General features: G+C 48.5%; 20 protein-coding genes. 18 read left to right on the top strand and 2 right to left on the bottom strand.

Features of this window, described 5'->3' with window-relative positions; genetic code table 11:
• The first annotated feature begins 6 nt into the window (after positions 1 to 6).
• The 15 genes from QU605_RS08665 to rodA all read left to right on the top strand — a co-directional run bounded on the left by QU605_RS08665 (position 7) and on the right by rodA (position 17,748).
• Positions 7 to 3,150, top strand: a complete 3,144-nt coding sequence (locus QU605_RS08665; RefSeq protein ID WP_289724892.1) for a WD40/YVTN/BNR-like repeat-containing protein — start codon at positions 7 to 9, stop codon at positions 3,148 to 3,150.
• A gap of 106 nt (positions 3,151 to 3,256) precedes the next feature.
• Positions 3,257 to 4,705 (top strand): tRNA (N6-isopentenyl adenosine(37)-C2)-methylthiotransferase MiaB, encoded by a 1,449-nt coding sequence (gene miaB, locus QU605_RS08660; protein ID WP_289724891.1) that lies wholly within the window; start codon positions 3,257 to 3,259, stop codon positions 4,703 to 4,705.
• Complete coding sequence (locus QU605_RS08655; protein ID WP_289724890.1) at positions 4,706 to 5,980, top strand: sigma-54 interaction domain-containing protein; 1,275 nt, start codon at positions 4,706 to 4,708, stop codon at positions 5,978 to 5,980.
• A gap of 11 nt (positions 5,981 to 5,991) precedes the next feature.
• Positions 5,992 to 6,519 (top strand): LPS assembly lipoprotein LptE, encoded by a 528-nt coding sequence (gene lptE / locus QU605_RS08650; RefSeq protein WP_434967918.1) that lies wholly within the window; start codon positions 5,992 to 5,994, stop codon positions 6,517 to 6,519.
• A gap of 4 nt (positions 6,520 to 6,523) precedes the next feature.
• Positions 6,524 to 7,447 (top strand): tetratricopeptide repeat protein, encoded by a 924-nt coding sequence (locus QU605_RS08645; protein WP_289724889.1) that lies wholly within the window; start codon positions 6,524 to 6,526, stop codon positions 7,445 to 7,447.
• 5 nt (positions 7,448 to 7,452) lie between these two features.
• A complete protein-coding gene (gene secG, locus QU605_RS08640; RefSeq protein ID WP_289724888.1) occupies positions 7,453 to 7,818 on the top strand; it encodes a preprotein translocase subunit SecG in 366 nt (121 codons plus the stop codon).
• A 137-nt stretch (positions 7,819 to 7,955) separates the two neighbouring features.
• Entirely contained in the window at positions 7,956 to 8,234 is a 279-nt protein-coding gene (locus QU605_RS08635; protein WP_289724887.1) for a co-chaperone GroES, read from the top strand.
• Positions 8,235 to 8,304: 70 nt separating this feature from the next.
• Entirely contained in the window at positions 8,305 to 9,939 is a 1,635-nt protein-coding gene (gene groL / locus QU605_RS08630; RefSeq protein WP_289724886.1) for a chaperonin GroEL, read from the top strand.
• A 114-nt stretch (positions 9,940 to 10,053) separates the two neighbouring features.
• Positions 10,054 to 10,506: a GAF domain-containing protein gene (locus QU605_RS08625; protein ID WP_289724885.1), complete on the top strand. Its 453-nt coding sequence runs from the start codon at positions 10,054 to 10,056 to the stop codon at positions 10,504 to 10,506.
• A 92-nt stretch (positions 10,507 to 10,598) separates the two neighbouring features.
• On the top strand, positions 10,599 to 12,131 hold the full coding sequence (gene purH, locus QU605_RS08620; RefSeq protein ID WP_289724884.1) for a bifunctional phosphoribosylaminoimidazolecarboxamide formyltransferase/IMP cyclohydrolase: 1,533 nt from the start codon (positions 10,599 to 10,601) through the stop codon (positions 12,129 to 12,131).
• 57 nt (positions 12,132 to 12,188) lie between these two features.
• Positions 12,189 to 13,217, top strand: a complete 1,029-nt coding sequence (locus QU605_RS08615; protein ID WP_289724883.1) for a rod shape-determining protein — start codon at positions 12,189 to 12,191, stop codon at positions 13,215 to 13,217.
• Between the two features lie 47 nt (positions 13,218 to 13,264).
• Entirely contained in the window at positions 13,265 to 14,089 is an 825-nt protein-coding gene (gene mreC, locus QU605_RS08610; protein WP_289724882.1) for a rod shape-determining protein MreC, read from the top strand.
• Complete coding sequence (locus tag QU605_RS08605; protein ID WP_289724881.1) at positions 14,079 to 14,585, top strand: rod shape-determining protein MreD; 507 nt, start codon at positions 14,079 to 14,081, stop codon at positions 14,583 to 14,585. The genes mreC and QU605_RS08605 overlap by 11 nt, the downstream gene beginning before the upstream one ends.
• Before the next feature lie 21 nt (positions 14,586 to 14,606).
• A complete protein-coding gene (locus QU605_RS08600) occupies positions 14,607 to 16,475 on the top strand; it encodes a peptidoglycan D,D-transpeptidase FtsI family protein (protein ID WP_289724880.1) in 1,869 nt (622 codons plus the stop codon).
• Entirely contained in the window at positions 16,465 to 17,748 is a 1,284-nt protein-coding gene (rodA, locus tag QU605_RS08595; RefSeq protein ID WP_289724879.1) for a rod shape-determining protein RodA, read from the top strand. The genes QU605_RS08600 and rodA overlap by 11 nt, the downstream gene beginning before the upstream one ends.
• On the opposite strand, the gene QU605_RS08590 is transcribed toward rodA, so the two are convergent.
• Positions 17,745 to 18,563, bottom strand: coding sequence for a DNA/RNA non-specific endonuclease (locus QU605_RS08590; RefSeq protein WP_289724878.1), 819 nt, complete (start codon positions 18,561 to 18,563; stop codon positions 17,745 to 17,747). The two genes, rodA and QU605_RS08590, sit on opposite strands and share 4 nt — an antisense overlap.
• Before the next feature lie 95 nt (positions 18,564 to 18,658).
• Positions 18,659 to 20,776 carry a carboxy terminal-processing peptidase gene (locus tag QU605_RS08585; RefSeq protein WP_289724877.1) on the bottom strand — a complete coding sequence of 706 codons (2,118 nt, stop codon included), beginning with the start codon at positions 20,774 to 20,776 and terminating at the stop codon, positions 18,659 to 18,661.
• A 171-nt stretch (positions 20,777 to 20,947) separates the two neighbouring features.
• Here QU605_RS08585 and surE point away from each other — a divergent pair, with 171 nt between their 5' ends.
• Genes surE through lpxB form a run of 3 tightly spaced genes read left to right on the top strand, consistent with a single transcriptional unit; the run spans position 20,948 to position 23,136 of the window.
• On the top strand, positions 20,948 to 21,727 hold the full coding sequence (surE, locus tag QU605_RS08580) for a 5'/3'-nucleotidase SurE (protein ID WP_289724876.1): 780 nt from the start codon (positions 20,948 to 20,950) through the stop codon (positions 21,725 to 21,727).
• Positions 21,720 to 22,013 (top strand): hypothetical protein, encoded by a 294-nt coding sequence (locus QU605_RS08575; RefSeq protein WP_289724875.1) that lies wholly within the window; start codon positions 21,720 to 21,722, stop codon positions 22,011 to 22,013. Before surE ends, QU605_RS08575 begins: the two co-directional genes overlap by 8 nt.
• Before the next feature lies 1 nt (position 22,014).
• Positions 22,015 to 23,136: a lipid-A-disaccharide synthase gene (gene lpxB, locus QU605_RS08570; protein WP_289724874.1), complete on the top strand. Its 1,122-nt coding sequence runs from the start codon at positions 22,015 to 22,017 to the stop codon at positions 23,134 to 23,136.
• The last annotated feature ends 59 nt before the right edge of the window (positions 23,137 to 23,195 follow it).

Raw genomic sequence — 23,195 nt, 5'->3', positions numbered from 1 at the left:
ACCAACATGAGAACAATTCCCTACCTATTAGCCTTACTACTCGTATGTTTCTCCGTCCAGTCGACCGAAGCACAGCGCAAGAAAAAAGCATCACAGGGGCAAAGCTATGATGAATCTCTTTACAACTCGGTACAATGGAGACTTGTAGGGCCTTTCAGAGGGGGTCGTGCGGGCACGGTTAGCGGGGTTGTCGGTAACCCCAGTCTTTATTATATGGGGACTGCCGGTGGAGGCGTATGGAAAACAGAGGATGCCGGCAGCAGCTGGCAGTGTATTTCCGACGGGTATTACGGCGGATCCATCGGCGCCATCGCTGTATCGGAATCAGACCCTAATATTATATATGTAGGGGAAGGTGAACAAACACTGAGGGGAAATGTCTCTTCCGGAAATGGCCTTTGGAAAAGCACGGATGCGGGAAAAACCTGGGAATTTATTGGTCTGAAAGGCTCTGAGCATATCGCGCGCATTCGAATTCATCCCACGAATCCGGATATCGTCTATGTGGCAGCCATCGGAAATCTCTGGATCCCTAATGAAACCCGGGGCGTGTATCGCAGTAAGGACGGCGGGAAGTCATGGGAGAAAATACTGTACGTAAGCGATAAGGCCGGGGCAGGAGATCTTATTATGGATCCGAATAACCCAAGAATCCTGTTCGCATCCACCTGGCAGATGAAAAGAAATGGCTATCGAATGGACAGTGGTGGACCGGACAGCCGCATGTTCAAGAGTACCGATGGAGGGGATACCTGGAAAGATATTTCGGAATCCTCGGGTCTGCCGGGGTTCCCCTGGGGGATTGTCGGGATTGCGGTATCTCCTCAGAATTCAAACCGCGTTTGGGCGATCATCGAAGCTGAAGACGGAGGGGTCTATCGGTCTGAGGACGGAGGCAGCTCCTGGAAACGCATCAACCAGAACAGGGCGCTGCGCCAGCGCGCCTGGTATTACAGCCGGATTTATGCGGACACACAGAATGAGGACATCGTCTACGTGATGAATGTAAGTTATGGGGTTTCCAGAGATGGCGGAAAAACCTTCGAACTTAAAAATGCCCCCCACGGAGATCACCACGATCTCTGGATAGATCCCAATAACAATCAGCGGATGGTAATTGCGGACGACGGAGGGGCACAGGTATCGAATGATGGGGGTGAAAATTGGAGCACGTACCACAACCAGCCCACCGCCCAGTTTTACCGGGTCACCACAGATACCCATTTCCCCTATCGCATCTATGGCGCCCAGCAGGATAATTCAACCATCCGGATACAGCATCGTACCTCCGGGAATTCAATAGGAGAAAGAGACTGGGAGGCCACTGCAGGAGGCGAAAGCGCGCACCTTGCCCCCGATCCGGATAATAGTGACATCGTGTACGGAGGCACCTACAAAGGATATATGATGCGAACCGATCACTCCGTTGATCAAACCCGCTCGGTCAATGTATGGCCGGATAACCCTGCGGGATCCGGAGCCGAGGTTATGAAATATCGTTTTAACTGGAACTTTCCGATAGGATTTTCGACCCACGACTCGAATCGACTTTATGCCGGCTCCAACTTCCTTCACATGACCGAGAACGAAGGACAGTCCTGGAAGGTGATCTCGCCAGACCTCACCAGAGGACTCCCGGAAACCATCGAATCTTCAGGCGGCCCCATAACACAGGATAATACAGGGGCGGAATTCTATTCGAACCTTTTTGCCATAGCGGAGTCCCCAAATGAACAAGGGGTTATCTGGGTGGGTAGTGATGACGGACTCATCCACATCACCCGTGACAACGGAGAAAATTGGGAGGATATCACGCCTCCTGAGGGCCTTTCCCCAAAACTCAATATGATCAACTGCATTGAACCAAGTCCCTTTGAAAAGGGTACGGCCTATGTTGCTGCAACCTCTTATAAATTTGGAGACTACACCCCCTACCTGTACCGAACACAGGACTACGGAAAGTCCTGGAAATTGATCACAGATGGCATTCCGTCCAATTATTACACCCGGGCCATCCGCTCGGATAAAACACGAAAAGGCCTGTTGTACGCCGGGACCGAATGGGGGATGTTTATCTCCTTTGATGACGGTAACAGCTGGCAGTCCTTTCAGCTAAATCTTCCGGTGACTGCCATAAGGGATTTGCACGTGAGGGATAACGATCTGATCGCCGCAACTCATGGCAGGAGTTTCTGGATGATAGACGACCTGACGCCCATACAACAGCTAAGCGATGACATTGCAAATAGCAACTTTCATCTCTTCACCCCGGATGGGGCTTACAGGATGCAGCAATCCGGATGGGGAAGACCCAACCTTAAGCTCGAAGGTGAGAACCACCCAAACGGGGCCCTTATACATTATACGATAAAGGAGCTCAAAGAAAGTGATGTCTTAACCCTTGAGATTCTGGATTCAAAAGGTCAGGTCGTACAGGGTTTTTCCAACAAGGCTAAGAAAGAAAAACACAATCCCTCAGCTGTAAAGCCCCTCGAGGTCAGGTCGGGGAGCAACCGCTTTATATGGGATATGCGTTACCCGGGATTCAGAAGTTTTGAAGGAATGGTATTGTATTCCTCACCCAACGTGGGCCCGAAAGCGGTGCCCGGAACCTATACTGTGCGATTGACCTACAACGGCACTGCCCAGGAAGTTCCTCTCGAGGTATGGAAAGACCCCAGACTACCCAATACCGATGCGGATTATCAGAAACAATTTGATTTTCTGAGTGCCGTGCGGGACCAGGTCTCCAGGGCCAATGGAGCCGTAGGAAAGATTCAGGCCCTGAAGACGGATCTGGACTATTTAAAAGCCAAGGCCGGATCCAATACCGAGCTTACAGCACAGATTGCCCAATTCGAGACCGAATTGTCCCGTATCGAAAACAACATCCATATGACCAAGAATCAGAGCCGGCAAGACCCCCTGAATTATGGCATCCGAATCAATAACCGACTGGCCTTTTTAATGGCCGACTCCCAGAGGGGGGATTACCCTCCCACGGATCAATCACTGGAGTTCTTCGAGGAGGTTAAGGCTGAATTAGCCACTGAACTACAGGCACTGGACCGCCTTGTCGGCAAAGGTATAGGCGAAATCAATGACATTGTGAAAGGCGGGGAGGTGCGTTTGCTGGAGTGGGAGGATTAAAAGGATGGAAGAAGAACATTGCGAAATTTCCATCTGTCAAATTGTCATAATCTTATAATGCCGTATCTTTGATGCCCTTTCTAAAGGAAGAGAAAGGCATTGCATTATGGAGAAGCTACTCAAAGAAGAACTTCAGGGCACCCCGGTATCGCTTAAAGGAACGGATGCCAACACGCGGAAACTCTATATCGAGAGCTATGGCTGTCAGATGAATTTTTCTGATAGTGAGATCGTAGCTGCGATCCTCACCAAAGAAGGGTTTAACACAACCCAGCAAATGGAGGAAGCAGACCTTATCCTGGTCAATACCTGCTCCATTCGGGAGAAGGCCGAATTAACGGTAAGAAAAAGGCTTGAAAAATTCAACGCAGCCAGAAAAGTGAACCCCGGCTTAAAGGTCGGTGTACTGGGATGCATGGCGGAGCGTTTGAAACACAAACTCCTTGAAGAGGAAAAAATTGTAGATATGGTGGTCGGTCCAGATGCCTACAAGGACCTTCCGAACCTGGTTAAAGAAGTCGACGAAGGTCAACAGGCCGTCAATGTAATTCTATCCAAGGAAGAAACCTATGGGGATGTGGCACCGGTGCGCCTGGGCAGCAATGGGGTCACCGCTTTTGTGTCCATTACCCGTGGATGCGATAACATGTGTACCTTTTGTGTAGTACCGTTTACCCGGGGAAGAGAGCGCAGCAGGGATCCGCAGTCTATTCTTGATGAGGTCACAGATTTATGGGACCGCGGATATAAAGAAGTCACGTTGCTTGGGCAGAATGTAGACAGTTATCTCTGGTACGGGGGTGGACTGAAGAAAGATTTCAGCAACGCAAGCGCCATCCAACAGGCCACAGCCGTAACTTTTTCCGGACTCCTGGATCGCGTTGCCAAAGCGCAACCCGGAATGCGCATTCGCTTTTCCACCTCGAACCCCCAGGACATGACCCTTGATGTTATCGACACCATGGCCCGGCATCCAAACATATGCAATTACATACACCTGCCGGTACAAAGCGGGAGTGACACGATCTTAAAGGCCATGAACCGCCTCCACACCCGGGCGGAGTATTTTGAGTTGATTCGGGAGATTCGAAAACGCATCCCGGACTGCGGAATCAGCCATGACATGATTGCTGGTTTCCCCGGCGAAACGGAAGCGGATCATCAACAGACACTTTCCCTGATGGAGTTTGTGAAGTACGATTTCGGTTTCATGTTTGCATATTCGGAACGCCCGGGTACGCTTGCCGCAAGAAAACTTGAAGATGATGTACCCGAACAGGTAAAAAAGCGAAGACTGCAGGAAATCATAGCCCTTCAGCAAAAGCACAGCCTGTACCGCAATCAGCAGTCAGTGGGTCAGACAACGGAGGTGTTGATCGAAGGGGATTCTAAAAAATCGGACGCACACTGGATGGGGCGAAATTCCCAGAATACCGTTGTGGTCTTTCCCAAATTGCATTACAAAAAAGGAGAATTCGTAAATGTGAAAATTGAGGAGTGCACTTCCGCAACCCTTTTGGGGAATGCAGTGAGTTACTCCGAAAACAACCAATAAATGAGTAACCTCCAAAGCATAAAGCAGCGGTTTGAAATAATCGGGAATGATGTCCACCTGAACAGGGCACTTGAAAAGGCGATTCAGGTTGCCGCTACCGACATTTCGGTCCTTGTTACAGGGGAAAGCGGGGTGGGAAAGGAATCGATCCCGAAGATCATCCATTCCTTATCGCACCGGAAGCACAATAAGTACATTGCCGTCAACTGTGGTGCCATACCCGAAGGAACTATTGACAGTGAACTTTTCGGTCATGAAAAAGGGGCCTTTACCGGGGCCACTCAGACCCGAAGCGGATATTTTGAAGAGGCGGACGGAGGAACGATTTTCCTGGATGAGGTGGGGGAGCTTCCCCTGACAACCCAGGTACGCCTCCTGCGGGTTCTGGAGAATGGGGAATTCCTAAAAGTAGGGTCTTCCAATGTTCAGAAAACCGATGTGCGAATTGTTGCCGCCACGAATCAGAATATGCTGGAAGCCATCCGGGAAGGGAAATTCAGGGAGGACCTTTACTACCGCCTGAGCACTGTAGAAATACACCTGCCTCCCCTGCGGGACAGGGAAGAAGACATCCACCTGCTCTTTCGGAAATTTGCCTCTGATTTTGCACAGAAGTACCAGATGCCCACAATTCGCCTGGATGATGGAGCCCGCGACCTGTTGATCCACTATCGCTGGCCGGGAAACATACGGCAGTTGAGGAACGTAGCCGAACAGATTTCGGTCCTTGAAAAAGAACGCAACATCACGGCTGCAAAACTAAAATCGTATCTTCCGGAAGATGCAAGATCTGTGAACCTGCCTGCAGTCATACCAAGCGGTCAGGGTCGGCAGGGCGATTTCAGCAATGAGCGCGAAATCCTTTACAAAGTGCTTTTCGATATGAAATCGGATCTGAATGATCTGAAAAAACTGACCCTGGAGCTCCTCAAACACGATGACGCCCAGCAGGTTCAGGAAGATAACGAACAGCTGATTCAAAAAATATACGGCAACAACGAATCTGAAACCGAAGAACAATCCGCTATAGCCGTCTTGCCGCCGGCCCGCACCGAACTGGATGTAAGTGCTCCTGTCTCCCAGAGGCCATCCGGGGACAAATATCATTTTGCCGAGGAAATCGAGGAGGAAGAAACCCTGTCGCTTCAACAAAAAGAGATTGAACTGATTGCCAAATCCCTGGAGCGGAATAAAGGTAAACGCAAAGCTGCAGCAGCTGAACTCGGGATTTCAGAAAGGACTCTGTATCGGAAAATCAAACAATACGACCTGTAACCTTAATTGTCATGAATTGGTTTAAATCTTTTGACCGACTGCTTATTTCGTTTCTGGCCCTGGGGATGCTGATCGGGTGCGGCGCCTATAACTTTACGGGAGGGGACGTCGGATCGGCACAAACCTTCCAGGTAAACTATTTTCAGAATTACGCTTCCCAGAGTCCTGGTTCTGTTTTTGACCCCGGACTGGACCGGGATTACACCTTGTCCCTGCAGGACCTAATCCTGAACCAGACGAGTCTGGACCTGGTCAGTTCCAACGGTGACCTTGTTTACGAAGGTGAAATTGTGGAATACCGTGTCTCGCCGATGACGGCAACAGCAGAGCAACGAGCAGCCCAGAACCGATTGACAATAAGTGTCAACGTCCGTTTTTACAACAATACCAAGGAGGACACCAATTTTGAGCAACGTTTCTCCTTCTTTTACGACTATCCGGGTAGTGCACAGCTCGTATCTGTGCGGGATGAAGCCCACAGGGAAATTTTTGAGCGTATAAACCAGGATATTTTTACCCGCTCCCTGGCAGACTGGTAAACTAATGAATGTCTCCGACTTTACATACCTGCTAAAGGATCCCAAAGAGGTTAAAACCTCAGATCAGACCCAACAAATCGAGGAACTGATCGAGGCGTATCCATGGTTTCAGGCGGCCCGGGCTATACACCTCTATGGCCTCAAGCACCTCAATAGCTATAAATACAATCAGGCACTCAAACACACCGCCGCCTGCACCAGCGACCGGGAAGTACTTTTTGATCTGATTACCTCTGAGGAATTTATACAAAACCGCATTGCCGATGCCATCTCAGGCAAACACGCCCTGGAGGATCAGGAGATTATCTCTGAAGAAGTGGTGCCGAATCTCGGACGGGATACCGACATGATCGAAAAGGAAGAAGACAGTCCCCTGCCCCGCAATACCCAGGAAGCAGATAAAATCCTGGACCCGAAACTCTTTAGGTCCAAGGATCCGGAAATGGACAAAACCCTTGAGGCGGCCAAGGAAGACGCCAAAAAAACACTGCAGATCGGCACCCCTCTGGAGTTCACTAAAAATGAGCGCCATTCTTTTTCGCAGTGGTTACAGCTCACCCATATGACCCGGTCCCCGCAGGAGCAAGAACCCCAAAATACCGGGGAGGATGAAAATCAAAATCCGATCCGGCCTTCTGACGGTAAGCGAAAAAAGAAATTCGAACTCATAGACCGCTTTATAGCAGACAACCCAAAAATGAAACCAGGGGCTACGGATGTCCCTGAAGTCGATATTGAGGAATCCCTGAAGCTCGATAAAAAACAGTTGATGACCCAGACCCTTGCAAGAGTTTATCTGGAACAGGGGAAGTACAAAAAGGCAATCCAGGCTTACCGTATACTGATTTTGAAATATCCGGAAAAAAGTAGTTTCTTTGCAGACCAAATTCAGGCGGTGGAGAAACTCCGCGCCAAAAAATCGCAATAATTCTAATGAGCACTTTTTCGATATTCTTAATCCTGATCATTATTGTGTGTCTGTTGTTGATGCTCGTGGTAATGGTACAAAACCCTAAAGGCGGTGGACTTTCGTCATCTTTTGGCGGTGGTGGAAACCAGGTTGTAGGTGGCGTAAAGAAAACGGGGGATTTCCTCGATAAATCCACCTGGACTTTGGCGACCATACTCATTGTCCTTATCCTGCTCTCGAACGTCGCCCTGAAATCTAATTATCAGGAAGCCGAATCCAAGCTGCTTCAGCAGGATGGTATTGAAAGCGTTCCGGAAACGCTCCCCGAAGAAATCCCTGAAGAATTGCCGGCCCAGGAAGGCAGCAGTCCTTTGGATACCCTGCAATAAATGCAGTGAAAAATCACAAAATGCCAGCTTAGATGACAAGCTGGCATTTTTGTTTAAACAAACTGTCAGTTTTTTGGGGCTGGCACAGTTTGTGCCTCCCAAGAGCAAAACTTAAAATCAAATTAAAAGCGATTAATATGGCTAAAGTAAACATCAAACCATTGGCGGACCGTGTCCTGGTTGAACCCATGGCTGCCGAGACCAAAACAGCATCTGGCATCATTATTCCGGATTCTGCAAAAGAAAAACCGCAAAAAGGAAAAGTTGTAGCGGTTGGGCCCGGAACCAAAGATGAGAATATGACTGTAAAAGAAGGAGATACTGTGCTCTATGGCAAGTACTCTGGCACTGAGCTTAAATTCGATGGTTCAGATTACCTGATGATGCGTGAGAGCGACATCCTTGCAATTATTTAATCATTCGGAAACAGTTACCGGTGATACAGCGTATCGCCTATTTTAATCCAACAAAAATTCAGACAGTATTATGGCAAAAGATATAACCTTTGACATTGAAGCAAGAGACGGACTGAAACGGGGAGTGAATGCCCTGGCCAATGCCGTTAAAGTAACCCTGGGTCCAAAAGGACGGAACGTTATTATCAGTAAGTCTTTCGGGGCTCCTGTTGTAACTAAGGATGGGGTTACTGTAGCCAAGGAAATCGAGCTCGAAGATGCCCTTGAAAATATGGGAGCTCAAATGGTAAAAGAAGTAGCTTCTAAAACCAATGATCTTGCCGGAGACGGAACCACTACTGCAACCGTTCTCGCCCAGGCTATCGTTAAAGAAGGCCTTAAAAATGTGGCCGCGGGAGCCAATCCCATGGATCTCAAGCGCGGGATTGACAAAGCCGTTGAGGCCATTGTGTTAAATCTGGACAAGCAGTCCAAAAAAGTAGGTGACTCATCTGATAAGATTAAGCAGGTAGCTTCTATTTCTGCCAATAATGAAGAAGCCATTGGGGATCTGATCGCTGAGGCCTTCAAAAAAGTTGGTAAAGAAGGAGTTATCACTGTGGAAGAGGCCAAGGGTACAGATACCTATGTGGATGTAGTCGAGGGAATGCAGTTCGACCGCGGATATCTCTCTCCATACTTTGTAACCGATTCAGAGAAAATGATTTCTGAACTCGACAGCCCTTACATCCTGTTGTTTGACAAGAAGATTTCTACAATGAAGGACTTGCTCCCGGTTCTGGAACCTGTAGCCCAGTCCGGAAAACCTTTGTTGATCATCGCAGAGGATGTAGACGGAGAAGCTCTTGCGACCCTGGTTGTGAATAAGTTGCGCGGCAGCCTGAAAATTGCAGCCGTCAAAGCACCTGGATTCGGAGACCGCAGAAAAGCGATGCTTGAAGATATCGCCATTCTTACAGGGGGTACTGTAATTTCAGAGGAACGCGGCTTCACCCTTGAAAACGCTTCTGTAGAAATGCTGGGGACTTGCGAAAAAGTGAGTATTGATAAAGATAACACGACAATTGTCAACGGATCCGGATCGGCCAAGGACATCAAGGCTCGTGTGAACCAGATCAAATCTCAGATCGAAACGACTACCTCTGACTACGACAGGGAAAAGCTTCAGGAACGCCTTGCCAAATTGGCCGGAGGTGTGGCCGTATTGTATGTTGGAGCTGCCTCCGAAGTTGAAATGAAGGAGAAGAAAGACAGGGTGGACGATGCATTACACGCAACCCGTGCAGCTGTTGAAGAAGGTATTGTCGCAGGAGGTGGCGTTGCCCTTGTTCGGGCCAAAACAGTCCTTTCCAAAGTGAGTGTGGAAAACCCTGACGAAGAAACCGGACTGGCTATTGTAGCCCGGGCGATTGAATCCCCGCTACGCACCATTGTTGAGAATGCAGGAGGAGAAGGTTCTGTAGTGGTCAGCAAGGTTCATGAAGGAAAAGGAGACTTCGGATATGATGCCAAATCTGAGAAATACGTAGACATGATGAAGGCCGGGATCATCGATCCTAAGAAAGTGACCCGAATCGCTTTGGAAAATGCAGCTTCTGTAGCTGGTATGATCCTCACGACTGAGTGCGCACTTACCGACATCAAAGAAGACTTGCCACCTGCCGGCCCACCTATGGGAGGCGGTGGAATGCCTGGAATGATGTAAATCAGTCCTGAATCAAATTTGAAAACCGGTGGGGTTACCCCACCGGTTTTTTTTATTTCTATCCCTTCGCAAAACAGATTCTTTTGTACTTTGGAAGTCTCAATTTTTCAAAAGATGTACGAAGCACTAAAGCCAAAGACCCTTGGCATTATTCAGGATAGCTCACTAGCGGTAACCGAACGCCTTCAGCAGGTCTGCGACCTCCTGCAAAAAGAAGTGCCCTCCTATGACTGGGTTGGCTTTTATTTTAAAAACGGGGATCGGGAAGAACTGAAACTCGGTCCTTATGCCGGGGATCCCACAGACCATACAATCATTCCTTTTGGTAAAGGGATTTGCGGACAGGTAGCCCTTAGCAATGAGAATTTTGTGGTGCCCGATGTAGCTGCTCAGGATAATTACATCGCCTGTAGTATTCACGTAAAGGCAGAAATAGTCATTCCCATCTTTGTGGATGGAGTGAACATCGGCCAGCTCGATATCGACTCCCATACCCCTGATCCTTTTTCGGAAGCAGACGAGCGTTTTCTTGAATACATCTGTAAAGAATTGGCGCATATTCTTTAAAACTTCTTAGGGATTGTTGATAACCCCTGTGGCATTTTTCCTCCCAAAAGGAGTATTTTTGCTCTCCTGAAAACCCATTCAATTCCTAAATAATGAGCGATTCCAAAAAAGCAGGTGCTGCCCTAGTTTCCGTATTCCACAAAGACGGTTTGGAGCCGGTTGTGCGCAAACTTCACGAGTTAGGGATAGCCCTGTACTCAACCGGTGGTACCGAAACCTTTATTCGCAACCTCGGACTGCCCGTGACGGCTGTGGAAAGCATCACAGGGTACCCGTCTATCCTGGGAGGTCGTGTTAAAACCCTGCATCCAAAAGTATTTGGAGGAATCCTCGGGAGAAGACACCTGGATGGAGACCAGGAACAGCTCACGGCCTATGAAATCCCGGCTCTGGATATTGTGATCGTGGATTTATACCCCTTTGAAAAAACAGTGGCAGAAGGGGCCTCAGAACAAGACATCATTGAAAAAATCGATATAGGGGGGATCTCCCTGATTCGCGCTGCAGCAAAGAATTACCAGGATGTCCTCTGTGTATCTTCAATGGAAGACTACGGGCCATTGCAGGAACTCCTGGAACGCTCCGGGGGGGAAACCACACTCGAAGAAAGACAGGCATTTGCAGCTCGGGCTTTTAATATTTCCTCCCACTACGACAGCGCAATTTTCAATTATTTTAACCGGACTGCTGAAATTCCTGCCTTTAAACTGAGTCAGCAAAATGGCAGAAGCCTGCGTTACGGCGAAAACCCGCACCAGGAGGGTCGCTTTTATGGCGATTTTGACGGCTTGTTCGACCAGCTTCACGGAAAAGCACTTTCCTACAACAACTTACTCGATATTGATGCTGCCGTAAATTTAATGGCGGAATTCAAGGATGACGAACCGACATTTGCCATCCTGAAGCACAATAATGCCTGTGGTTTGGCTTCAAGACCTACCCTCTCCGAGGCATATACGGATGCCCTTGCCGGAGATCCCGTATCGGCTTTTGGCGGGATCCTGATCAGTAACAAGACCATCGATTTGGCAACTGCTGAAAAAATCCACGGCCTTTTTTGCGAAGTTGTAATTGCCCCGGCTTTCGATAGCGATGCCCTTGAAATCTTAAAAGGCAAGAAAAACAGGATTTTGCTGGTTCAGAAACACTGGGAACTTCCCGGGACGCAGATACGTACGTGCCTCAACGGAATTCTGTTTCAGGATCGCGATCTTAAAACAGACCAGGAAGCAGACCTGACTGTTGCGACTAAAATGGAGCCTTCGGATAGGGAAAGGGAAGATCTGCTTTTTGCTTCCCGCATCTGCATGCATACGAAGTCCAACACTATTGTTCTAGTAAAAAACAAACAACTTTGCGCAAGTGGCACGGGGCAGACTTCCCGCGTAGATGCCCTGAACCAGGCCATCCATAAAGCGAACTCTTTCGGCTTTGACCTCAAAGGCGCGGTTATGGCAAGTGATGCCTTTTTCCCTTTTCCGGATTGTGTGGAGATTGCCGGCAATAATGGTATTACGGCTGTAATCCAGCCAGGCGGATCGATAAAGGACCAGCTCAGCATCGATTACTGCAACGAAAATGGGATGTCAATGGTAATGACAGGTACACGTCATTTTAAGCATTAATTTTACTACTTTTGACGATAAAATTAGCCCGTTCATCGGGAACCTAACTAAACGCGAATGGGATTTTTCGATTTCCTGACTGAAGAAATAGCCATAGATCTGGGCACAGCAAACACCCTGATCATTCACGATGACAAAGTTGTCGTGGACAGTCCATCTATTGTAGCACGGGACCGCATAAGCGGGAAAATTATAGCCGTGGGCAGGGAGGCAAATATGATGCAGGGAAAAACCCATGAAAACATTAAAACCATTCGCCCCCTCAAAGATGGGGTTATCGCGGACTTTGATGCTTCGGAAAAGATGATCAACATGTTCATCAAGAACATTCCGGCTCTGAAGAAGAAATGGTTTCCTCCTGCACTCAGGATGGTTATCTGCATTCCTTCAGGGATTACTGAAGTGGAGATGCGGGCGGTAAAGGAGTCCGCAGAACGCGTAAACGGCAAAGAAGTCTACCTCATCCACGAACCAATGGCTGCGGCCATAGGTATTGGTTTGGACATCATGCAGCCTAAGGGAAATATGATCGTGGATATCGGTGGTGGAACCACGGAGATCGCCGTCATCGCCCTGGGCGGTATTGTGTGTGACAAATCGGTTAAGATTGCGGGAGATGTCTTTACAAACGACATCATCTATTATATGCGCACCCAGCACAACCTTTATGTGGGTGAAAGCACTGCTGAGAATATCAAAATAAAAATAGGCTCCGCAACTGAGGATCTTCAGGCCCCTCCGGATGAAATGTCCGTACAGGGACGTGATCTGCTGACCGGAAAGCCGAAACAGGTTTCAATTACCTACCGGGAGATTGCCAAAGCACTGGATAAATCCATTTTGAGGGTTGAAGATGCCGTAATGGAAACACTTTCGCAAACGCCGCCCGAATTGGCTGCGGACATTTACAATACAGGAATTTATCTGGCTGGGGGAGGCTCTATGCTCAGAGGTCTGGACCGACGCCTGTCGCAGAAAACAGATCTGCCCGTCTATATTGCAGAAGACCCGCTTCGGGCCGTGGTAAGGGGCACGGGTATTGCGCTTAAAAACCTGGAGCGATACAAGAGCATCCTCATTAAGTAATTCGGGCGGGGAACCTATTTCCCGCTGATATATTTTAGGGTACGTGCATGCAACGCATCATTAATTTTATTCTCAACAATAAGAATACGCTGCTCTACGTACTCCTCTTTATCATCTCCATTTTCCTCACCATCCAGAATAGCAGCTACCATCAGGCCCGGTATTTCAATTCGGCAAACTGGCTCTCCGGGAATATCTACGGTATGAATGCCTCGGTCCGCGGCTATTTCAATCTGAACGAGGAAAACCAGAAGCTTCTCGAGGAAAACCAACGACTCCGATCGCTGCTTTTCAATATTGACCCCAGGGACACCATAGAAATGGACACCGCCAGTTTAACCTATGAGGTTTTTCCGGCACGCGTGGTCAAAAACAGCTATGCGGAACCTGATAATTATATCACGCTGGATCGGGGAAGCAGTGACAGTATTGTACAGGACATGGGGGTAATCACATCCAAAGGCATCCTCGGTATTGTGGAAAAAAGCAGTTCCGGGTTTTCATCCGTACAAAGTGTCCTGAATTCAAAGTCGAATATCAATGCCAAGATCCTGCATACCGATTATTTCGGATCCCTGAAATGGGATCAGGAAGACTATCGAGTAGTGCAGTTAGAGGATATTCCGCGTTTGGACCCGGCTCCGATGAAAGTAGGTGATACCATTGTCACCGGTGCCATGTCCAGCATCTTCCCCGAGAATATCCCCATCGGAACAATTGACGAAATTGAACTCAATCAGGCGGGGAGTTCCTACAAAATCAATGTCCACCTGTTTAATGACATGACAAACCTGAGGTATGCCTACATCATCAGGAATCGAAAAAGACCCGAAGTACTGAATCTGGAAAAAGAGGTTGCCAATGACAGATAAGTACGTTTGGGGAACCATACAGTTTATAGGGTTGGTGTTAGCCCAGGTGCTTGTGTTTAACCACCTGAATATCCTCGGGAGCATCAATCCGATGATCTATATACTGTTCTTTTTCTGGTACCCCGTACAGGAGAACCGCACGGTACTGATCGGGCTTTCCTTTATTCTCGGATTTAGCGTAGACCTGTTCTCGGATACCATGGCGCTTCACACGGCAGCTTCATTGACGACGGCCTTTTTCAGGTTCCCCATCATGCGCTTTGTTTTTGGAGTGAACATGGAATTTCAGAATTTTCGAATTGCCAATTCAACCCGGGTACAACAATATAGTTTTTTGGCGTTATTAATAGTGATCCACCACCTGACATTCTTTGGTTTGGAAATTTTTAGTTTGCCGAATTTGCTCTTAATTTTGAAACGGATATTATTTACGGGCATCAGTACGTTTGTATTCGGAGTACTGCTCATCTCACTGTTTTCGGGAAGGAAGGAATAACTAACATTACCGGGTAACCCCATGAAAAAACTGGTACTGTCTTCGATCATCATCCTGATAGGAATTACATTCCTAAGCAGGTTGTCCTACTTGCAGGTGTTCCGCATGTCCCCCAACCAGATCCTGGAAGACCCTGCTGTCACTATTGTATATGACTATCCTGAACGCGGGTATATCTATGACAGAAACGGAGATCTTCTGGTCGCCAACCAGCCTGCTTATGATGTGATGGTCGTCCCCAGAGATGTAAAACCGCTGGATACGCTCGAGTTCTGCTCCATGCTCGGAATTACAAAGGAGCGCTTTATAAAACAGATGGAAAAGGCCAGGATCTACTCCCCTCGCCTGCCATCCGTACTGGTTCCGCAACTCTCAAAGGAGGACTACGCCAGTCTGCAGGAAAAAATGCGCAAATACAGGGGGTTCTATATTGAGAAAAGGTCTCTCAGGGACTACGCTACCGATGCCGGGGCCAACGTCCTGGGCTATATTAGTGAAGTCAATGAATGGGACCTGAACAGCAATCCCTATTATGAACTCGGTGAGCTTACCGGACGAACCGGTATCGAAAAACAATACGAGGAAATCCTCAGGGGTCGGAAAGGAAAAAAATACATCCAAAAAGACCGCTTTAATCGCGTGATTGGGCCCTATAAAAATGGCAGTTTGGATACCCTTGCCAAAGCAGGCACAGAGATTCACATTAGTCTGGACAAGAAATTACAGGAATACGGGGAGCGTTTGATGACGGGAAAACGAGGCGGTATTGTTGCCATTGAACCGGGGAGCGGCGAAATCCTTGCCATGATATCCGGCCCCACTTATGTTCCGGAACTCCTGGTGGGCCGTGAGCGCTCTAAAAATTACAGCGGACTCCACAACGATACGATCTCCAAGCCTACCTGGGACCGATCCATACTCGCTGAGCCTTCTCCCGGATCCCCTTTTAAAACACTGCAGGCCCTGGCGGCCTTACAGGAAGGTGTAATCAATTCGGAGACTACCTTTCGCTGCTATAATGGTTTTTATGTAGGCAGGACAAAACGAGGGTGCCATTGTGGTGGTGGCCTGAGAACGATGAACAGTGGGATCTACAAATCGTGCAACGCATATTTTGCAGGGACCTTCCGGAAGTTTTACGAGAGTTTCGAAACTACGGATAAGGCCATGGAAGTTTGGGAAAAGCATATGAAGAGCTTTGGGCTCGGGGATTATCTCGGCTATGACCTTCCCACAGGACGGCCGGGTCGCGTCCCGAACAAAGCTTATTACGATAAAGTCTATGGGGATGGCCGATGGTCCTCCACGTACATCATATCCAATGCTATTGGGCAGGGTGAAGTGGCCGCGACACCTATTCAACTGGCCAATATGACGGCTACCATAGCCAACCGGGGTTTTTATTACACTCCGCATTTCCTAAAGCAGATCGGGGACCAGCCAATAGATAAGCCAGAGTACACCCAGCGCAAGTACTCCACCATCGATCCGGAACATTTTGAACCGGTCGTCCAGGGCATGGCGGATGTCTACGAAAAAGGTACGGCAAAATGGTTACAGATCCCGGGGATACAAATTGCGGGTAAAACCGGAACCGTCGAGAATTTTACCCGAATCGAAGGCGAGCGCACCCAATTGACGGACCACAGCATCTTTGTGGCTTTTGCCCCAGTGGATAACCCTAAAATCGCAATTGCCGTTTACATCGAGAATGGATACTACGGTGCGCGATATGCAGGCCATATCGCATCCCTGCTGATTGAAAAGTACCTCAAGGGAGAGATTACGCGAAAAGACCTCGAAAAGCGGATGCTCGAGAAGACCCTGGAACACGAATATGCAAAACCCTATTCCGGATCCGAATTCAAGATAAACGAGTATGTCTGGTAACAGTGCGCTGCGGCGGGTTGATTGGGTTTGTGTCCTGATCTTTTTTCTGCTCATCAGCATAGGCTGGCTCAATATCTACTCCAGTACGTTTACGGAAGACAGCACCTCTATCTTTGATCTCAGTCAACTCTACGGCAAACAATTTCTTTTTATTGGGATCAGCCTTGCCGCTATTGTCCTGGTCATGGCCCTTGAAGCGGGCTTTTACGAACGCTTCTCCAGTGTCTTCTATATCATTTCCCTAGTCCTGCTTCTCGGTCTTTTCATTTTTGGAAAAACCATTGCCGGAGCAACTTCCTGGTACGATTTGGGGTTTTTCAACCTGCAACCCTCTGAACTTGCCAAAACCGCAACGGCTTTGGCCCTGGCCAAATACCTGAGTGACATCCAAACCGATATCAAAAGGCGGAAAGACCAACTGATGTCATTGCTGATCTTTATTCTTCCCGCCCTCCTGATTATTCCGCAACCCGACCCGGGGAGTGCCCTGGTGTTTTTTTCCCTCATCTTCGTTTTGTTTCGGGAGGGACTCCCCTTGTGGTATCTCGGCGTTGGTTTTCTGGCTATTCTTATTTTTATCGCCACCCTGATGTTCGGAACCGTGTGGGTCGCCATCGGCCTGGCCCTCATTGTTGCCATTGTATTCCTGATCAAAAAACCTTCGGTCCGCATTCCTTTTGTGCCGATAATCGGGGTCTACGTCCTGACCCTTCTGTTTTCCCTATCCGTAAATTTTGTTTTTGAGAATGTCTTTGAGCAGCGCCACAGAGATCGGTTCAGCCTGTGGTTGCGCTTGGAAAAAGACCCCGATAAATTGGAGGAAATACGCAAGACAATAGGCTACAATACCTATCAGTCTGAAAAGGCCATCGAATCGGGTGGATTTTTCGGAAAGGGGTTTCTGGAAGGTACCCGCACCAAGGGCGACTTTGTTCCAGAACAGCACACGGACTACATTTTTACAACTGTGGGGGAAGAATGGGGTTTTGTGGGTACCAGCGCCGTAGTGCTGCTATTTACGATCCTCCTGTTGCGTCTGGTCCACCTGGCCGAACGGCAGAAGAACCCTTTTAGCCGAATGTACGGCTATGGCGTAGTTTCAATACTCCTGATCCACTACTTCATCAATATCGGTATGGTGATCGGAGTGCTGCCAACTATTGGAATCCCGCTGCCGTTCTTTAGTTATGGAGGCTCGGGACTCATTGGGTTTACACTACTCCTTTTTATATTTCTGAGGTTGGATGCCAACAGGCTTAAGGAATGGAACTAGAAATCCCAGTATCTCAAAGCGATATCCCCTTCCAGCGACTGCTGTACCCCTTCTGAGAACTCAGGGAAAAAATCCAGCCCGCTCAGTGCCTCGAGCTCATCCAGGGGAATCACAAATTCCTGAATCTGCCTGTCGGAATCGGCATTGGACATTAAAAACCCGAGGACCCGGATGTCATCTCCCGCCTTGCGGATCACCACCTTGTAAAAGGCCTCGGGAACTGCAACGCCTTCCTCCCCAATGGTATTCAGGTCATTGCGCAAAACGCCTCCGGTGATCACATACACCCTTCCATACTTTTTGGCCCAGCTGCGTATTTGTTGTTCCAGTTCATTCCAGATTCCCGCATTAAAACGCGAATCTTGAGGACTGATGTTACTGGTGTAAAAAGTCTGGTTGTAGGCCGTTTCAGAAAACCTGCGGTCCCCTGCAGGACAAAGATGCCCCCGGTCGTAGCCGGAGCCCTTAAAATTCCGCCAGTGGGCCGAACCCGAAGGCACTTCGGGATCCTGAACATAATAGGGGCGTACTCTTTGGTCAGTGGTTAAATGGGCTTTATCCAGGGTATAGGCTACCCAGGCGGACTGTTCGTATTTTTCAACATAGGACAGGAGATAGTAATCGTGAAGCACCTGAACTCCACCTTGATAATACGGAAGGAAATCCTCTGGAAAGACCGAAGTTTCGACCCGGTCGGAATCGGATTTATAAGGATCGTCGGGAAATTGCTTTTCAAGCCACCAGAAACCGACTACCACGATCCAAAACAGCAGAATATACGTCCATTGTTTTCTGGAAATACGACTTCCTGCCATTTCAACAAAGTATCAGGTTTAGGGTACTTTCAAACACAAAACGCACAAGGGAAGCCGAAAAGAGGCCCCCGTGCATTCCTTCCGGCGTATGGGTACTATCCCTGTACCCGTCCCGCTAATTTCCCCTTTTTGAAGTTGTTGATCTTAAGGTCTTCAAGGACGTTTACAGCTTCTTCAACGTACACATCCTTGGCCAGGTTTTTGTGCCAGCGGTTCCGCTTTTCGCGCAATACCGAATCCTGGGTGAACAATTCCCGCTCATAGGTCAGGGAGCTGAAATTCAACTTGGAATCGTATTCCATCTGGGACCTGAAGTATTGTGATTTTTCCTTATTCTGGTTCTCCCTTTCGAGGTACTGGTCATAACTCAAGGGAACCTTTGTTTCATCCTGCTGCTCCTTAAGCCAGAGTGCATTTTCCTCTATAAGGGCTATCTGAGGATGTGCTTTCATACGTGCGGTACTCTTCGATATGGTCGTTTCGTAATCGATATACCCTTCCCAGGCCTGATATTTTGCCGGGCTGATCTTATCCCATTGAAGCGGATTTCGCTGATCCCGCTCCCCAAGGTCAATATAACTGTAGCGGTCCGGGACCACCACATCGCTCTCCACACCTTTTAACTGGGTAGAACCTCCATTAATGCGGTAGAACTTCTGTGTCGTCAGCTTTATCGCCCCGAGATCTCCGTACTCATTGCTTCGTACAATGCTCTCCAATGGGATCAGGTTTTGGACCGTCCCCTTGCCAAAGGTCTGTTTACTGCCGATAACAACGGCCCGCTTATAATCCTGCATTGCCGCTGCCAAGATCTCGGAAGCCGAAGCCGAAAGCTCATTGACGAGAATCACCAGTGGGCCATCCCATTGGATGCGCTCATCTTTATCCTCGTATATTTCTTTGTCTTTTGCCGAGGAGCGCACCTGAACAACGGGGCCGTCCTCAATAAAAAGACCTGCCATATCGACAACGGTTTTCAGGGACCCCCCACCGTTGTCGCGGAGATCGAGTACCAGACCCTGTATCCCCTCCTCTTTGAGTCGGTCAATTTCTTTGGCGACGTCAGAAGCGGCATTTCGTTCGTTGTAATCGTTAAAATCCACATAGAATTGCGGCAGGTTGATAAGGCCGAACTTCTGATCCTCCTTTATAATCATTGCAGATTTTGCAAAGGATTCTTCCAATTCCACGACATCTCTGATCAGGGAAACCACTTCCACGGTTCCATCAACTTTGCGGACCGTAAGGTCTACCGTAGTACCCTTGGGACCCTTGATCAGTTTGATGGCATCAGACAAGCGCATTCCTATAATATTCACCGGAGACTCTCCATCCTGCCCCACTTTGAGGATTTCATCACCTACGTCCAGGCGACTGTCCCGCCATACCGGACCTCCTGAAATAATCTCGACAATCTTGGCCCCTTCTGACTGTTTTTGGAGCCGTGCCCCGATTCCTTCGAAACGACCGGACATCCGAACGTCAAACTGTTCCTTTTCTTCGGGAGCAAAATAAAGGGTATGCGGATCGAACTCTTCGACAATGGTATTGATGTACTGGACAAACCAATCTTTGCGTTCCAGTTCATCGATAAATTCAAAATAGTCTTCAAGTGTTTCCCGTGTACTTTCACGGGCTACCTTTTCGGCTTCTTCAGGGGTGAGTTTCTCGTCCGCGTCCCCGTCAGCAAGGGATAGTTTGGAATCGTAGGTTCCGATGGTTGCGTATTTGAGCTGTTTTCTCCACCGCTCCAGAAGTTCCTCCCGACTGCTGGCATAACCGACATTGTCGTAATCGACATCGATAAATTCCTCCCGGTTGTAATCAAAAGGCGTATCGAGGACCTCCCTGTAAATTTCCCGGGCATTCTCCATACGGAGCATCAGCCGGTCATAGACGATGTTGAAAAAAGAAATATCCGTATTCTTGATCTGGTCGTCAATCTGATATTTGTACTGTTCGAATTCCTGGAGATCCTCCGCCATAAAATAGCGCCTGGTCGGATCGAGTTCATCGATAAAATCGGTAAAAACATTTACCGAGAATCCGTCATTGATATCTTTTGGTTCGTAATGGCCCCGCTCTAAAACATATGTAATCAGATCCAGCAATAACTTGTCCTTGTCATCTGTCTCAAGGGACCGATTGGTAAAACTGCAGGAGGCTACAGCGATTAGCAGGATCAAAAAAGCAAATACAAAATTTCTTTTCATTTATTTCTTTTTTCAGGCAATTAAATTTTACCCTTTCGTCTGATAATGAACTCCCTAAATTACTGAAAAAACCATGCCAGTCCTGAAGATTGCCATTAAATTTTTGTTAATCCGGGCAACCGGGAGCCCTATCTTATGAAAAACGTATTTTTGCCACTTAAAGTATAGTCAATGTCCAAACCCCTCATTCTGGTTACCAATGATGACGGAATTACCGCTCCCGGACTGCGTATGCTCATAAGGTTTATGAGGGAATTAGGCGATGTTGTGGTCGTGGCTCCGGACAGTCCGCAATCGGGGATGGGACATGCCATCACCATTGACAGCACCCTGTATTCCAAAAAGGTGGTCATCGATCCTGAACATGGTGCCCCTGAAGAATACAGTTGCAGCGGAACCCCCGCGGACTGCGTTAAGCTGGCCCTGCAGGAACTCCTCCCAAGAAGGCCCGACCTTTGCGTGAGCGGGATAAATCACGGCTCTAACGCCTCGATAAATGTCATTTATTCCGGCACAATGAGTGCTGCCATAGAGGCAGGCATTGAAGGGATTCCGGCTATAGGGTTTTCACTTTGCGACTACTCCTGGGACGCGGATTTCACCCCAACCAGGGAAGCCATCTTAAAAATCACTGCCGAGGCTTTGAATAACGGTATTCCCCCAGGGGTTGTTCTCAATGTCAACATCCCGAGAACAAAAGGCCAGCCTGTACAGGGCATACGAATTTGCAGGCAGGCCCGGGCAAACTGGAAAGAGCGGTTTGACAAGCGGATGAGTCCGGGAGGGCGGGAATACTATTGGCTCACCGGTGAATTTGAGTTGCTGGATAAAGGAAAAGACACAGACCACTGGGCGTTGAGCCAGGGATACGTCAGTGTGGTGCCGACACAGTTCGACCTCACTGCCCATCACGCAATACAGGACCTTAACAATTGGACCCTCAATGAATAAAAAATTCAGATACAAAGAAATGGCCATAGGATTTGCCGTAGGAATCATCGCAAACTCCATCGGCGTCCTGATATATATCCTGTTTTTTTCTGATCTGGGAATCGTCGAAAGCATTCAGGCGGCTCATGAAGCGGAACAAATAGGCAGTCTGCTCGCACTGGGAGCAATTCTGAACCTCATCGCATTTTTTGGTTTTTTGAAAATCCGCAGGGACGAACGCGCCCGGGGAGTCCTGCTGGCAACAGTCCTTACGGCCTTGGTAATACTCTATTACAAAATATTTTAGCGTGAAATACTATCTCATTGCTGGCGAGGCATCAGGCGATCTTCACGGCTCCAACCTGATCAAGGCCATTTTCCGGGAGGACCCTTCGGCCCAGGTGCGCTGCTGGGGGGGAGACCGTATGCAGGAGGCAGGAGGAACGCTTGTGAAGCACTACAAGGAGATGTCCTTTATGGGCTTTCTGGAAGTCATCGCCAACCTCCCGAAAATATTCAGGAACCTCTCCTTTTGCAAGAAGGACATCGAAACCTTTAACCCGGACACCCTTATTTTTATAGACTTTTCCGGTTTTAACCTCAGGATTGCCGAATGGGCCCATAAAAAGGGTTACCGAACCCAATACTATATATCCCCTCAGGTATGGGCTTCCCGGGAGGGGCGGGTCCGCAAAATAAAAAGGGATATCGATGCCATGTACGTCATCCTTCCTTTTGAAAAGGATTTTTACGAAAATAAACACGATATGCCTGTGCACTTCGTGGGGCATCCCCTTATCGATGCCCTGAAGGATCGGCCGCAAATCGATCCCGTGGCCTTTAAAAAACAACACGGGTTGAATCCTGATAAACCAATCATTGCGCTGCTGCCCGGTAGTCGCCCTCAGGAAATCTCAACTATGCTCCCGGTCATGCTTTCCCTGAGCCCGAAATATCCGCAGTATCAATTCGTAATTGCCGGTGCGCCGAGCACCCCGGCCGATTTTTACGAGCCATTCCTCAAGCGTCACGATGCCAGCCTGGTCATAAACCAAACCTATCCCCTTTTAAATTCTGCCCATGCCGCCCTTGTCACCAGCGGGACCGCAACCCTGGAAACCGCACTATTAGGAGTGCCGCAGGTCGTCTGTTATAAGGGGAATTGGATATCCTATCAGATTGCCAAAAGGCTGATTACCCTGGATTATATCTCTTTGGTCAACCTTATCATGGATCGTATGGTGGTAACAGAACTGATACAGGAAGACCTACATCCCGAAAATCTGGCCGTGGAACTGGACAAAATCCTCTCCGGAGCAGGGCGTGAAGCCCAACTTTCGGCCTGTCAGGAATTACGTGTGAAACTCGGGGGGGCGGGGGCCAGTGCCAAGGCTGCCAAACTGATAGTCGATTTCAGTAAAGGGTCCTAATTTTACTCCTGTCTGTCGGCCAAAACGACGGATTTTTGTCGAAATTCCTAACTTAGCTC

Origin of the sequence: Robiginitalea aurantiaca (genome assembly GCF_030380815.1) — a bacterium.
GTDB lineage: Bacteria > Bacteroidota > Bacteroidia > Flavobacteriales > Flavobacteriaceae > Robiginitalea > Robiginitalea aurantiaca.
This window is presented reverse-complemented; position numbering and strand designations above follow the sequence as displayed.